This is a genomic window from Vibrio genomosp. F6, from assembly GCF_005146325.1.
GTDB classification, from domain to species: Bacteria; Pseudomonadota; Gammaproteobacteria; order Enterobacterales; family Vibrionaceae; genus Vibrio; species Vibrio cortegadensis.
In genome coordinates this window covers 83,893-98,929 of the sequence record NZ_SYUT01000020.1, presented here as the reverse complement: position 1 = coordinate 98,929, position 15,037 = coordinate 83,893, and the positions used below count along the sequence as shown (strand labels likewise).

Genomic DNA, 15,037 nt, shown 5'->3' with positions numbered 1-15,037 from the left:
TTAGCCGTGGATGAGACAAATTCACTCTACAACTTACATTTACAGGCCTTGAACATACTGCGCTTTAGTCGAGATCGTGACTAAAGCGTCTAACTGTTCCTGAGAGCCTTGTTCGCCATTAAGTAAAGCTTCAAAAAGTTTGACCAATTCCGCTTTGTCGTGCATCTCTTTTGAGCCAGATCCAATATTAGTAAGGTCAATAAAGAACTCATCAAACAGCTCTGAAAAATCACTTACCGCATCATAGTTCAAAAATTGCTCATGGTTATAGATGCTAGGATATCCTCCCTTCTGTTTATCAACAGCAAATGAGACACCTTTAACATTCGTAATCGTGGTCGCTTTTTCACATTTGAGCATGCAACCCGCTTCTATACTCGGCTTATTACAACCGACCGTACGTTGGAAAAAGCACTGACGGCTGGTCATCATTAGAATGGGGTGATAAATGCTGTAGAACATTTTGAAGTTTTCTGGACGAGTAATATTACGGATCTGACCACGGTTGATTTCATTTGAAATAAATGCACCAGCACAATTCAACTCTTCTTTTAATTCAAGTAGAGCATAAGAGTTTGTGGTATTCATAAATGGGCCAGCCACCCACTCTATACCCATTTCGTAGGCTTTGTATGCGATACCCGTATTATTAGTCACAATACGCGCTGGCTTCACCTGTTCCAGTACCTTAATCGCTTCGTCATAGTCCTTTCCGATCAGTACAGCAGGAAACCAAGGGATCAAACGTGGATGCTCAGATAGAATATCAATGTACTTAGTGCAATTACGTTTGAAGCTTTCAGGCAATTTAAAGTAGATATCAGCGTCGGTAACGTCACTCAGGTGCAAATCGCTCACATCACTGATCAACATAGAAAGGGTTGGTTTCTTGTTTACCTTCTGATGTTTAACTAGCTTCGGCACCTCAACATGCTTAATGAGCTTAACGCCACCATTCAGTGCAGACGCTGCTTCATCTTTTAATAACGAAATCTCTTTAAATGGGATACTCAAACCATTTTCAAATTGAGAAAAATCGAACCCTTTCAAAATGTAATTTGCATTATTGAAACCATTAAAACGACTTTCTAATAAAGCTTGGGTGATTGGCTTCTCATCTGCTTTCGCGAGGCATGATGTTGACTCAACAACTAACGTCTGTAGATCGTCCCCTCTTTGTAATGTCATAGAGAGTGTTAACGGCTCACCTTGCTTAGCGCTAAATGAGAGTGACAATGATGTTTTATCAATATCTAGAAACTTGATCTTCTCTTCTAACTCAGCCCCAAGCGCATTCTTTCCTGTGTATAATTCATCTTTCACGTCTTGTATCTGAACAACCGATATCGCGTTATTTTTCTCGATAGCATAATTCACGCTGTTATCACGCGGATTATCGATAAACATATCTTTGGTCAAGTTGCCTTTCAAAAATGAGTTCGTGAAATTACGGTTGAACACTTTGTGCAAGTTCGAATCATCTTCGATCAGATCGCCACTCTCAATAAAGCTATCAATCTGTTTTCTCCACGTATCGACGACGGTATAAACATAATGAGCCCCTTTAATGCGCCCTTCTACTTTAAGAGAATCAACACCTGCATCGACTAACTCAGGCAGATCATAGTAAGCCGAGTTGTCTTTGAGGTTTAGGGGGTACTTATTACCAGCAGCGGTGACTTCATATTCATCACGACAAGCTTGGCTACACCGGCCTCGGTTACCTGAATTACCAACACTCACCGAGCTTGAGTAACACTGTCCTGAGAATGCAATACACAGTGCACCATGAACAAAAACTTCTGTTAATACGTCATGATCGTGTGCAACAGCGGTCAGCATCTTTATCTCTTTGAGATTCAACTCTCTGGATAAATTAGCTCGCGTTGCGCCAATTTTTGAAAGGAACTTAATTTGCCCTTCATTGTGGGTGGTTAATTGAGTAGAAGCGTGAATAGCAAGGGTTGGGAAATACTTCTTAACCAGATTAAATAGCCCCAGATCTTGGACAATAATCCCATCAATCTTAGTGTTCACTAGCTGATTAAGTAACTTGGTAATGCTCTTTATTTCATGCTCAAGCAATACCACATTTAATGTCAGAAACACTTCACATCCATATTGATGGGCAAGTCGAACGACACCATTCAAGTCATCAAATGAAAGATTGGAGGCTCTATTACGTGCATTAAAGGTATCCAAACCACAGTAAATCGCATTGGCACCTGCCACAATCGCTGCTTTAATGGCTTCAACATCACCACCCGGTGCTAATAACTCAATTTTCCTACTCATTTTGAAGCTGCTCACTTTGTAATTTTGTAATATTTTTTTGAGCCAGCATTCTACCTGTATCACTTATTTATTACCACGAATAAGACTTTTATTGATTTACATCAGAACCTCAACCGATAAAATATAGTTATACAATCAATTTCAACCTAAGAGTTTCCGTGCCATTACCTATTTTGTACTCACTACGACGCTGCCCTTATGCCATGCGAGCAAGAATGGGTCTTCTGCTTGCAGAGCAGTCTGTGTTGATTCGTGACATTGTCACTAGAAATAAGCCAGCAGAGCTTCTAAAGGCTTCACCTAAAGGCACGGTGCCAGTTTTAGTCCTGAATAACGGTGATATCGTTGACCAAAGCTTGGATATTATGATCTGGGCATTGACCAATAATGACCCAATGAACTTACTAAGACGCCCACGACGAGAAGCAACACAGGCTCCTGAAGCTTGCCTCCAAAAATCTTTGTCTCAATCTTTATATCCGTCTCAAGATCAGAGTGAAGAGATGATGGAGCTTGTGATCTATAACGACAGCATATTTATTACACAACTAGAACAGTACCGCGCGTCAGTCCGCTACCACGATTCTAATCAAGCACAGTATCGACAACCCTGCCTAACCTTTATTGATAAGTTAGAGCAACGTCTTTCAAGTCATCAATTCTTATGTGGGGAGGCTTCTTGCTTAGCGGATTACGCATTATTTCCGTTTATTAGCCAGTTTTCACGGGTCGACCGTAAATGGTTCGTAGAGGCTGGTTATCTCAATATTCAGCGCTGGTTGACCAATCATTATCAAAGTCAGTTATACACAAAAATAATGGTTCAATACCCACAATGGGTAGAAAGTCGTAAGGAGTTTTTACTTAATTAGGCATCGTTAACATCTAGCATTCATAAAATAGCGACGTATCTGTAAAGTAAGACACGCCTAAATTACCTTTCAACGACAACTTCATTGTTTGTTTTTTGAACATATTTTGTGATCGTCGGCTCAATTACGACAAGATCGACGCTAAAATAATTAACCAGTTTTTGATGGGTAATTAGTTATATATTTGTGTTATTTTTTATTAAGCAGTTGCTTACATTGCTTTATTAATGCAACACCAGAACAAAAGTCCTTAACTTTTTTGGGATATTATTTCACAAATCGCCATATGCACACGTTCGCATTTATAAAGGTGGTGCATTTTTAATTGTGTTATTCAGCATTAGGATGATTGCAATTCATTCAATGAGGGAATAAGCATGAAAAACGGTAAGTTACATCTTCGCCCTATTGCTCTTGCAGTGATGGCTGTTACCGCATTAGCTGGCTGTAATGATGACACGACAATCATCGAGCAACCAACACAGGATTCTGCAGTACAAATGCGCGAAGTCTTCACGGATTACAAAAGTGCAATGAAGACTCTAGATAGTACTAATTTCGGTCAAGTTACGGATCAAATGGCTGCATCTCGGCAATCAGTTGACCTACTCTATCTTGATAAACTAGAGATGGTCGATCGAGACGCCTTGTCGGATGAAGATAAGATTTATTACGACACCTTCTTGTTCGATCGTAATATCTCTTTACGCGGCGCATCCCTTGCGAATACCCGCTTCGGTAATTTTTCCGTCCCTATTACTCATTTCTATAATTACATCGAGTGGAATGCTGAATATGCAGGCGACAAACAAAAAAATCTTGAAGCATACCGCGATCAAATTCAAGTTATTCGAGAATACACCTCTTGGGTTAACAACCTGAAGGCTCTCTATTCCTTAGGTATTATTGATAGTGCGCAATTGCCAAAAGTGCTTATCACTCGTCTCGTTGATGCCACAAAAGAGACGGTAGCGAAAGATAACTACGCATTACTTAAAGTCGGGCTTAATGACTTAAAAACATTATCTGGTAGCGACTTCACGCCTGAATATGAAAAAGCGGTCGACGACTCAATTGCGGCATTAGGCACATTAATTTCCTTCCTTGAAGGCGATTATTATACTGCGGCTCGTGGCCCTGTTGGTGACATATCAGATACGAACATTGGTTGGGGGGATCTTCCAAATGGCCAAGCTTGGTATCAATGGCAATTAGATAGAAACAGTACGACTGGCAAACCCGCAATGGAACTAAGCCAGCTTGGTGAAGAACTCGTTGCCGATGCAAAAGCTGAGATGGAAAGAGTTGCAGCACTTATTGTTAGTAAACGCGGAGCAAAAATTACTGCAAATTGGCACAATGGAACCAGTGTCGTTAGCCGTGAGTTTGTTATTGATGACGGTAGCGGAAATATTAATCTAAGCGAGTTCTTTGATTATTTAAACAGTGAACAGTTCTTCTACGGCCGCGATGGTCGCACAATCACAGGCACTGAATACGCGACGTTATGTGCAACAGCATCAGATAAAAGTGCATGTGAAGCCGCATTAACTGACTACAACATTTTCAAAACTGATGCCAATGATGTTGTCGCTGGATATTTCAAACCAATTCAAGCGGATTATACCGTAGTCCCTACTCCTGCTTCACGAGAAGCTTATGCTGGTGTGGCATCTTATGGTAACAATGAATTTAACTTGAATACCAACCCAAACTACAGCTTACAAAAGTGGAATGTTTCTACTCTACTTCTTCATGAAGCAGCACCTGGACACCACTTTCAAAATGCTTACTCAATTGAGTATCCACCAGCAGATAAACCTGATTACATTAAAGGCGTATGGTACACCGCTTACGCTGAAGGTTGGGCGCTTTACACTGAATGGCTAGGGTTGGAAATGAAAATTTACGGGACGCTTAATGCTGATGGTAAACCAACGTTTGTTGATGCCACAGGTATGTGTAAAACCGGCCTTGATTACACGACCTTCCAAGGCGGTATTTACAACGATGTTGAAGAGTGTAACGCCCTACAGTACTTTGGTAGCTTGAATGAAGCGCAATTACGTAACATGCGCCTTGCGGTAGATACCGGTATCCACGCTAAAGGTTGGAGTATTGAACAAGCTCGTACATACATGAGTGCAAACTCTGCACTGGGTGTTGGCGATATTGAGTCTGAAACTTACCGTTATGCGGCATACGTAGGACAGGCGGTATCTTACAAATCAGGCTACTTAGTCATAAAAAGTTTGCTTGAAAAAGCTCAGACGGAACTTGGTGACAACTTTGATTGGGCCGCTTTCCATGATCAACTGTTGAAATATGGTGATCAACCGATGGAAGTCGTTGAAACCAGCATCGAGAATTGGATTAAAACACAATAATCCCGACATACTGTATAAAAACACAGTTAAAGCCTACTGTTCATCGGTAGGTTTTTTTTGTTGTAAGCCTAATCCGTTACAAAATAAAAAACAGTGTATTATTGTCTATTTTTAGCCCATAATATGGTTATTATTTACTCATTCATAAGCCAATGAAAAACCGTCAGTTACTATTCATTCTACCAATTATTTACTGTTCTCATACATTCGCGAGCCAACCAATATACTCGTATGCACAATCGCCAATACACTCAAATGTATTGTCTCTGCAACTTCGTGATTCCAATGCTCTCGCTCCCGGTTCATTTGAAGTAAAATCATCATACAATCAAGCTAGCGTTTGGGCAGAGACTAGTGACTATTTTCTAGATTTCTATCAAAACCAAGCAGATATTGCCATTCTTTGGCAAGTGAATAGCCGCTGGAAATCAGAGGTTGGGTTTAAAAGGATTGTTGCGCGTGATAATGGTTTGGATGAATTAACTCACAACTTCCACGATTTCTTTGGAATTGGTCAGAATGGACGAGATGAAGTTCCTCAAGATCAATTTCATATCTCAATTCCTGAGTTAGGAATTGAAATCAATGATTTTGAAGGGGAAACCCTAACTAATGCATTAACGTCGTATAATGAGTACCGTTTCTACTCTGATACAAATCACTCTCTATCCGCTGGGTTCTCCATCTACTATAACTTTGTGAACTCAGGGCCGTTCAAGCGTGACAGCTTTGAGCAAGGTGTTCAGATCAACTACAGCTTCAGAAATGAAAAACATACTTTCCACTCTATGCTTGGCGTGGTTAATCGAAGTTCATCAGACATACCGAATGAACTACTAACTAAGCAAGCTGGAATGTGGGCTGTGGGTTACAACTACGCGTTCAATAATAAGCATAGCGTCATCATTGAATCACACAACTATAGTGGTTGGGCTGAAAGCAACGATGACTTTTCAGAGCCTTCAAATGAAGTAGTTTTGGGGTATCGTTATAGTTTGGAGAGGGTCGCATTGGATTTTTCTATGAGCGAAAACGCACGTAATATGGATAACAGTACCGATATTGCGTTTACTATTGGTTTACGTTATATCATTTAGATTTATCGTTAGTACATATAACCATACGGCTGCGGCTAGTCCCAAAAAACTAACCGCAAATCTTTCATTGGCATTCTTGCTTAGGTACATAACGCTTAGATACGTAAAGCATAGATACATAATGCTTAGGTTCATAATGCTTTAATACTAGAAGCTCGGATTTCCAAACATTTAAACTTAAGCACGAGTATTATTGGCCTATTTCACTCAATGCATAGTTAATTTCTTCAGATGAAAAACCTTTACGGGTCAACATCGCATAGGCCTTGCTTCGTTCTTTATGGTTAGCCACATCGTAGTTTTTCTTTTCTAACTGCTCTAGGCATGATGAGAAAAAATCCACCTCTTCAGTTGAGACCAATTTTTCAATCAGCGCATCGAGATCAGTAATATCAATCTTTCTCTGACGCAGTTCTTGGCGGATGACCGTCAATCCCTTGCCTTTGCGAACGTATTTCAGCACTTCTTTTTCTAGATCAACTTTGGCTGCCTTGATTTCTAAATTTGATTGCAGCTGTGAAGATTGAGGATGTTGAGCGATGGCCTCTTTTACTTGCGCGTAACTAAAACCTCTTTTTTGGAGCGTCGCTGTTAGCTTTTCTCTACTCATATTGAATTCAGAGTAATAGTTATTGATTCGCTCTGTCACAATGTCTTGTTCGTCTATCTGTTTATCTTCTTTGACTCTTTCTATTGCTTCAGAAATGACATCACTCTTAATGCCCTTTTTCTTCAGCTTCTCTGTAATGTAGCCAGATCCATATTCGCTGAAGAATGAGCGTTCAATAAACTGAATAGCAAAATCATTATCAGATTTTAAATAACCGAACCCACGAAGTTTTTCTAAAGTCTCATCAATCCAAGCTTGGTTGTCTGTCTTAACTCGTAATTTTGCTAACAGCTCACTCTCAGTCATATCTCTTTGAGCCAAGTGCCACATGGCGGAGTTCATGACACTTTCAACCCGCGTCGCTTTTCTTACTCTGTTTTGTTCATTGCTCATCGCTTATAAATACCGTTTCCGTGTCGCTACAGGTAAACTCTTGTTATCTCCATCATATATGAGTTCAAGCGGTCAGCAAGTACCAAAACCGTTACAGTCATCGATCTAATTGCGAATTTAGGTCAGAGGTTAACGACACGTTATTACATCTGTCGAAGGTTATCGAATTCCCTAGCTATTAATCAGGTATTTGGTGATTAATCGAAGATACGACTTGCTGTAGCTGCACAGGCAATACTGGTTGAGAAAAGTAATACCCTTGTATCATGTCACATCCAAGTAGTAATAAAGTTTTCAATTGATCTCTTGATTCCACCCCCTCTGCCAAGACTTTAATATCCAGGCTATGAGAAAGGTTAATGATAGACTTTACGACAGTCCTGCTATTTCTATTTTGGTTCATCCCATCAATGAATGACTTATCTATCTTAAGAATATGAGCATCTAAAGTGGTTAAATAGGATAAAGATGAGAAGCCTGTACCAAAGTCGTCGATAGAGAACTTAAAACCTTCGTGGCTCAGCTTATTTATCACCTTTTTTACTTTGTCTGGGTGCTGCATCATTGCAGACTCTGTCACCTCAAACTCTATTTTCCTGATAGGCGCGTTCGTTTCATTTATGATATCCATAATATCTTGGTAGCACTCTTCATGCTCAACTTGATGTATAGATAAATTAATCGAAACACGCCCAGGAAAATCAAAACCTTCATTTTTCCAACGATTTAATTGAGTGCATGTTTCCCTTAGCACCCAAAAACCTATTTTCCGAATCATTCCTCGACTTTCAGCAATGGGAATAAACTCATAAGGTGAAATTGTGCCTAAGTCAGGATCATCCCAACGAAGCAAAGCCTCAGCACCCGCTACTTGCATTGTTTTTAAGTTAACTTTCGGTTGATAAACAAGAAAGAAATCTGCTTTAGTTATCTTCTTCGCTAATAAATATTCACGCTCTAATTTGTTCTTGAGCTTCTGATTAAATTGAAAAATATTTCTATTAGAATTCTTTGACTCATACATAGCAAAGTCAGCGGCGATGAGCAGTTCTTTCATCGAATTACCATCATTAGGCCAAGATGAAAAACCAATACTGGCGCTAATATTTAATTCGCTACCTGCCACTTTAAAATCAGGTACAAGTGAAGCAGTTAAGTGTCGAGCCAATGTTTTTGCACTAAATGAATCTGTATGAATATGAAGGCAGACAAACTCATCGCCACCCACTCTGGCTAAGATATCGTTCAAATTACATTGTTGATTAAATCGTTTAGCCGCTTCAATTAATATTTGATCACCAACTTCATGCCCATAGCCATCATTTATTTCTTTAAAACGATTGAGATCAATAAACAGTATCGAAAAATCAGGCCTATCTTCTTTTGGGATCGTAAACAATCGCTCGACTGCCTTAATAAAATATCGACGGTTTGATAAGTGTGTTAATGAATCTAGATACCCTATTTTATGGCTTCGTGCCTGTTCCGATTTTAATTCAGTGATGTCTCTTTTTTCTGCAAAAAATCCCAATAGATGTTGATCAGTACTTTTAATAGGACTAATTACCGCATGTTCAAAATATTCAGTGCCACTCTTGTGAATATTAATGAACTCACCTTCCCATACCTGTCGATCAACTAATGCTTTTTTGAGGCTGTAATGAGTCTCTTCGGGGGTAAATTTTGATTTCAAAAAACGTGGATTTTTCCCAATTATTTCACACAGTTTATAACCGCTTATGGTTTCAAATTGCTTATTTACATAAACAATTTCGACTTGATTATTGGTTATTAAAATAGCATTAGAACTGTTGTGTAATATAGAAAAAAAGAGTTCACTATCATACCTCAATACTTCAGATAAACGAGAGTTTGAGATTATCTGTTTATAACAAGTAGTCTGATTCATTTCTCTAATCGCATTCACAACTATAAATCCTATACCTTGAGCAACTAATTGCACTGATTCTAAATATGACCACATACAACCAAATGGATGTAGATAATCAAACTAAGCTTATGAGTTTCACAGCTCTTACATTAGCAATAGTTAAATTACTCAAAATATGAATATGACATTCATTCTAAATTTTACAGAGAAATACACTGAAACGCTAAGGCCCATAATTTTACAGAAAAAACAATTCGAAACTACTTTGTATCAAAAGCAGACAATAGAACTAAACGCATCTTTGACTCAAATCATAAAATTCGAAGCTAATTTATAAATGGCAGTACGTAATACTCACTGCTAGTACCCTAATCGCAGAAAACAACCCCACCAAATGCCACTGGATGCACAGCGTTATTAATTGTGATGCAGCAAATATTCAGGGATCAATTCAATTATCACAATCTTTACAATTATTATAAATAACAATGATAGCAATTATCATTCGCATTATGTATCATCTTGTTGGATGAAAAAAGACACGATAAAGGAAAACATATGTCTGCCAAGAAAACCCTTTTAGCCGCTTCTATTTTTGCGGCTGTATCACCCAGTATTTACGCTCAAGATACATCAAACTCCCAAGCCACAATGTTTGATGAGGTTGTTGTTTCAGCGACGAGAACTGAACAAAATCTAAAAGATGTCTCCAGTTCAATTTCGACTGTATCCAGTAATGATATTGACAATACCATGTCGAACAGCATTCAGGATGCATTAAAGTACACTCCAGGCGTGACCGCGAACGGTGGTGGTCGATTTGGGCTATCTGGTTTTACTATTCGAGGAATGAGCGATAGCCGAATCAAAGTGTTGGTTGATGGTGTTCAGCAGCCTACTCCCTATAACCCAGGCGCTAACGAGCAGCGTAAATACCCTAGCAGTATCGAGATCGATACTTTGAAAGTGATTGAGGTGAATAAAGGTCCATCCTCAACTCTTTACGGTTCAGATGCGTTAGGTGGTACGGTATTGATGCAGACGAAAAACCCTGACGACATCTTAAGAACCGACAGCGACGAGAATGCGTTTGAAGCGAAGACTAGCTACAACAGTATCGATTCCAGTTCTAAAACCACTGGTACTTGGGCGATGCGTGAAGCCGATTTAGAAACACTGATCATGCTCACATATAAAACGGGCAATGAGAGTGAAACTCACAGTAATGGTGCCGACATCGACGGCCCTACTCGCGGTGCATCAAACCCTGCCGATGCTGAAGTGGGTAATTTATTAGCGAAAGCATTTTACAATCTAAATGAATCACATCGAATTGGTGCGATCGTTGAGTATTACACTTCGCAATATGATGAAGATGAATTGTCATATGAAGGCTATACCATCATGCCTGGTTTTAGCTATAAAGATAATTACAATAAAGATACAACCACAAGACTCAGAGTGGGTGTTCAACATAAGTGGACTGCGAATAATTCATATTTTGATACCATTGAATCGAAACTGAATGTTCAGCAAACCGAGTCCTTATCTGAAAATTACGACACCTCTTACGGTAGCTCACCTTATACATCAGGCCGTCGTATGCGTGAACGTATTGCCAGTGATGATTCAATTCAATTTGATGCACAATTTGATAAATTGGCCGATGTTGGTGACAGTTTCCATCAATTAACCTACGGCATTAGCTATAAAGAAAATAAATTCTCAACGGAAAATACCGACTACAAATATGATTTAGGAACTGTCGCTCCAGGTCATACCGATATGCCCGATGCAACGATGACTCAATACGGAATATTCCTACAAGACCAAGCGTTTTTGTTAAACGAACAACTGGTATTAACAGCAGGGATTCGATATGACTCATTTAAGGCTGAGCCTAAAACGAATGATGGCTTTAGCACTGAGTACCCAGACAGTAAAAACGATGCATTCACAGCAAAATTAGGATCAGTTTACCATTTCAATAATAATTTCAGTGCATTAGCTCAAATAAGCCAAGGGTTTAAAGCTCCAACGCTGCAAGATATGTACTATTTCTATGATAGCGGTGCCGTTATCGATGCTAACCCAGATCTTAAAGCAGAAAGCAGCATCTCTTATGAAGCAGGTATCCGAGCACAATCAACTGCCGCTCAAATAGAGTTAATGGCGTTCTACAATGATTACTCAGACTTTATCAACCAAAAGTATCTTGGCAAAGTAGTTGGTGGTCCGAACGATGGTAAAGAGCATTACACAAAAGAGAATATCGGGTCAGTAGAAATTTACGGTGTTGAACTTAGCTCTACTTTTTTATTAGACGAAGCTTTTGATGCTCCAAAAGGAACCTACTCAAAACTTAGCATTGCATATGCAGAAGGACGAGACAAAGAATCAGGTGACTCAATCGATAGTGTTGCCCCATTAACATCGAACCTTGGATTGGGTTATGACTCTGAAAACCATACGTTTGGTACCTTGCTAAATATCAACATGGTTGCAAGCAAAGACAAGTGGGCAAATAGCGGCTACGAAAATATTAATGTTGCAGGTTATACTCTTGTGGACTTAACAGCATATTACCGCCCAATGAATGACCTAACCGTTCGTGGTGGTTTATTTAACGCTTTCGATAAACAGTATTGGTTATATAACGATATGATCGGTGCTGAAGCAGATGATAATGGCCTAGATCGCAAAGCTCAAGCTGGTCGAAACTGGGGTATAGAACTTGATTACAAATTCTAATCTAACGTAAAGATTATTGTCTAACTGCTAAATGGCGACCTTTTTAGGTCGCCATTTTTGTATCTATATTGGGTTAAACAATTCTACTATTGCGTTCAACGATACGATTGTAAAACGATAAGATTACTATATATACGAGTTTTCACTTTTATATATCTGTAACCAGTTTACTCTACACCAAATAAAATAAACCCAGGTTTTACCCTGGGTTTATTTTTATATTGCTATTGTTTAATTTGTTAAGCTTTATGCTTTTTATGCCCTTGCTCTAAATGCACAAAATCAACTAAATCATCACCACTAACTTGAAATGCTTGGCCAAAACCTTTAACAAACAAGCCTTGAATAGGTTTCAAGCGGAACATTTTGAAATCCTCTAGAGAGCTTAAACCGTCAATAATATCGCCAAAGCGCGCTTTCATCTTTATCACCGCTTCCTGCCATTTCTCTTCGTCACGAGAAATCAAAATTGCCGTTGCATCAAAGGTTAATCTTTTTCTCGCAAACAGTTGCTTAGATGATTCTTCATCTTCAACAAGCATCAGGGATACATCTGGGTTTTGTTGTAAATTTCTCGCGTGCCTTGCCACTTCCGATATCAAAATATAGTAACCATCATCCAATAGTACAAACGGCGCATAACTTACATTGGGCTTATTTTCGCAATCAACCGTTGCGAGTTGTAACGTCTTACGTGAATCTCTGAACTCCTGAATTTCGGGTTCAAGACGATTTTGTAGACGTTCTTGTTTAACTGCTGAGTTCATTCTATTTCCTTTAAGCTGACTTTTTATTATTTGTATTTTTGTTTAAGTAATGTAAATGCGCTGACCTGTTCTGGAAGAAGTTGACGTTTTTTATCGCGACCTAGATAAATTTTAAATATCGAATCTCCACCCTCATTAAAGAAACCAAAATAATGGCTCTCAGTTCCTCTAAACGGCTTACTGACTAGAGCGATACCTGACACTAAATCCAACTTTAAATGGCCGTGAAGCTCCCCATTTCTACCCATCAAATTGTAGTAGCCGTGTGCCACTTTTCCTTTTGGAAACGGTGCTTTTACTTCAAAAATTGAGCCGAAGGAGTGAATGATCGTCGTAACATCGCCAAAACCTACTAAACCTTCCAAAATGTTTTGTGCCTCGCCACCTTCAATCATTGTCACCATCTCTTCAGGCAATGACTTAACAACTTCGGCTTCTGAAATATCTAACTGCTTTGCAATATCACTTGGTAGCAAAGAAGGTTCTTGCTTCAATAACTCTAGTACGTCTTTATTCACGGTTTATACTCTTAAATCAATTTATGCGGCACGAACATTGACGTTCGCTAATGCTGAAATAACGCCTTGCGCCAGCGTTACTGCCCAAAACTCACCGGCTAAGGTCAAGCTTAAATAATCGTTACTGACTTTCACCAAACCATTTTTCTGCCAGTGTAAAAAAAGTGGCATGAGGTAACTGAACAGGTCTTGTGGTGCATGTTGAAGCAGTAATCGCCTAGACAGCACACCACGGTCAAATCCAGCTTTGATCATAGAATAGAGATCAGATGAAGCTGCTGATTGAGTCATCATTGCGATTGGCATCTCTCCCGCTTTGATCGAGTCAATATAGCCATCGAGTGTTCTGTGTTGCATTATTCCAACACCGCCAACATTGCCACCGGCACCACACCCGACAGGCAATACTTCTGCTGTTGTTTTGGCTAAACTGTTGTAAATGCTGCGCTCTCTGTTATCTCGAGCCCAGTGATTCACGCTCAAGCGATTTAGATGATGTTCATTCATAAAATCAACACCATATTTATACATGTAAGCTTTCTCTTCTGTTGATGCAGGTTCCGGAAGTTTTCCTTTTTCAATCAACCCTTTCATCGGCGTGCCGCCCATCTCGATTAACTGATAGAGATCGACCCCGTGAGCCCCGGTTTCAAGAAAATCCTCTAAATCTTGTTGCCATATTTCATTGGTTTGGAAAGGTAGCCCATAGAGCAAATCAACCACAATTGGCGCTTGATCTGAGTGGCTCAATTCTTTAATTCTATCTAATACGTACTCTTTATCATCCAGTCGCTTGGCTGCTCGCCTTACTTTGGTATTAAAACTCTGCACACCAAATGAGAAACGATTGAAGCCTCCTTCAAGAGATTTATCGAACATTTCATCGTCGAAGCGGTTAATTCGCCCTTCTAATGTCATTTCGCAATCCGTTGTTAAAGGGAAAAGCTGTTGAATCCTCTTCCCTAGTATTTCAATTTGAGTCGCAGTTAAGTCCGTAGGCGTACCACCACCAATGTATACAGCATGAAATGGCGCCGCTTGAGTCCAAGGTTGTTTTGCTTTCCATTCAAGCTCAATCATTAGCGCTTCAAAGTAATCTTCAACCAGTTGCTTGCTCGAGGCATGTTGGAAAAAATTGCAATATGTGCAACGCACACGACAAAATGGAATATGGACATATAAACATCGATTTTTACTGATGTTTACCGTTTCAGATAATGCGCTTGAAAATCGTGGTTTAAACTCATTTGGTTTAATGGGGATAGCACCACTACCTGCATGCGCTGAGGATTTTCGATCAAAGGAAAAAAGCAGTGGTTCAGGCGTACTTTTTCCTAATATACTCGTAGGTAATTGGCTTAAATCTATTTGTTTGTTCATGAGGTTCTATCTAATTGTCTCGCTCTTTACTGCTAAGAGCTTCGTCATTGTCGTTATCATAAATTATTTTTTAATG

Annotated in this window: 11 protein-coding genes; 5 read left to right on the top strand and 6 right to left on the bottom strand. The window is 39.4% G+C overall.

Translation table 11 applies throughout. The features are described 5' to 3' along the window. Positions 1-39 precede the first annotated feature (39 nt). Positions 40-2,295, bottom strand: a complete 2,256-nt coding sequence (locus FCV43_RS07370) for a peptidase U32 family protein (RefSeq protein ID WP_136994618.1) — start codon at positions 2,293-2,295, stop codon at positions 40-42. Positions 2,296-2,510: 215 nt separating this feature from the next. Between FCV43_RS07370 and FCV43_RS07365 the strand changes: the two genes are divergently transcribed. The 3 genes from FCV43_RS07365 (at position 2,511) to FCV43_RS07355 (ending at position 6,651) form a co-directional block, all read left to right on the top strand. Beyond that, positions 2,511-3,167 (top strand): glutathione S-transferase, encoded by a 657-nt coding sequence (locus FCV43_RS07365; protein WP_240697138.1) that lies wholly within the window; start codon positions 2,511-2,513, stop codon positions 3,165-3,167. Positions 3,168-3,544: 377 nt separating this feature from the next. Continuing rightward, positions 3,545-5,554: a DUF885 domain-containing protein gene (locus FCV43_RS07360; RefSeq protein ID WP_113795609.1), complete on the top strand. Its 2,010-nt coding sequence runs from the start codon at positions 3,545-3,547 to the stop codon at positions 5,552-5,554. Between the two features lie 152 nt (positions 5,555-5,706). Then, positions 5,707-6,651 (top strand): DUF3187 family protein, encoded by a 945-nt coding sequence (locus FCV43_RS07355; protein ID WP_136994615.1) that lies wholly within the window; start codon positions 5,707-5,709, stop codon positions 6,649-6,651. Positions 6,652-6,841: 190 nt separating this feature from the next. On the opposite strand, the gene FCV43_RS07350 is transcribed toward FCV43_RS07355, so the two are convergent. After that, entirely contained in the window at positions 6,842-7,603 is a 762-nt protein-coding gene (locus FCV43_RS07350) for a RecX family transcriptional regulator (protein WP_136994613.1), read from the bottom strand. On the opposite strand from FCV43_RS07350, the gene FCV43_RS20345 reads away from it, so the two are divergent. Then, on the top strand, positions 7,602-7,763 hold the full coding sequence (locus FCV43_RS20345) for a hypothetical protein (protein ID WP_170961618.1): 162 nt from the start codon (positions 7,602-7,604) through the stop codon (positions 7,761-7,763). The two genes, FCV43_RS07350 and FCV43_RS20345, sit on opposite strands and share 2 nt — an antisense overlap. Positions 7,764-7,832: 69 nt before the next feature. Here the strand turns inward: FCV43_RS20345 and FCV43_RS07345 are convergent, their stop codons facing one another. Then, the gene (locus FCV43_RS07345) at positions 7,833-9,581 is read right to left on the bottom strand and encodes a sensor domain-containing protein (RefSeq protein WP_206380322.1); all 1,749 of its coding nucleotides are present in this window, start codon (positions 9,579-9,581) and stop codon (positions 7,833-7,835) included. A gap of 522 nt (positions 9,582-10,103) precedes the next feature. Between FCV43_RS07345 and FCV43_RS07340 the strand changes: the two genes are divergently transcribed. Continuing rightward, positions 10,104-12,296 carry a TonB-dependent hemoglobin/transferrin/lactoferrin family receptor gene (locus FCV43_RS07340; RefSeq protein ID WP_136994609.1) on the top strand — a complete coding sequence of 731 codons (2,193 nt, stop codon included), beginning with the start codon at positions 10,104-10,106 and terminating at the stop codon, positions 12,294-12,296. 239 nt (positions 12,297-12,535) lie between these two features. On the opposite strand, the gene hutZ is transcribed toward FCV43_RS07340, so the two are convergent. The 3 genes from hutZ to hutW are packed head-to-tail and all read right to left on the bottom strand — an operon-like array spanning position 12,536 to position 14,961. Continuing rightward, positions 12,536-13,063, bottom strand: a complete 528-nt coding sequence (gene hutZ / locus FCV43_RS07335; RefSeq protein WP_017051621.1) for a heme utilization protein HutZ — start codon at positions 13,061-13,063, stop codon at positions 12,536-12,538. Positions 13,064-13,089: 26 nt separating this feature from the next. Then, the gene (hutX, locus tag FCV43_RS07330; RefSeq protein WP_136994607.1) at positions 13,090-13,581 is read right to left on the bottom strand and encodes a heme utilization cystosolic carrier protein HutX; all 492 of its coding nucleotides are present in this window, start codon (positions 13,579-13,581) and stop codon (positions 13,090-13,092) included. Between the two features lie 21 nt (positions 13,582-13,602). Further along, on the bottom strand, positions 13,603-14,961 hold the full coding sequence (gene hutW, locus FCV43_RS07325; RefSeq protein ID WP_136994605.1) for a heme anaerobic degradation radical SAM methyltransferase ChuW/HutW: 1,359 nt from the start codon (positions 14,959-14,961) through the stop codon (positions 13,603-13,605). Positions 14,962-15,037: the final 76 nt, after the last annotated feature.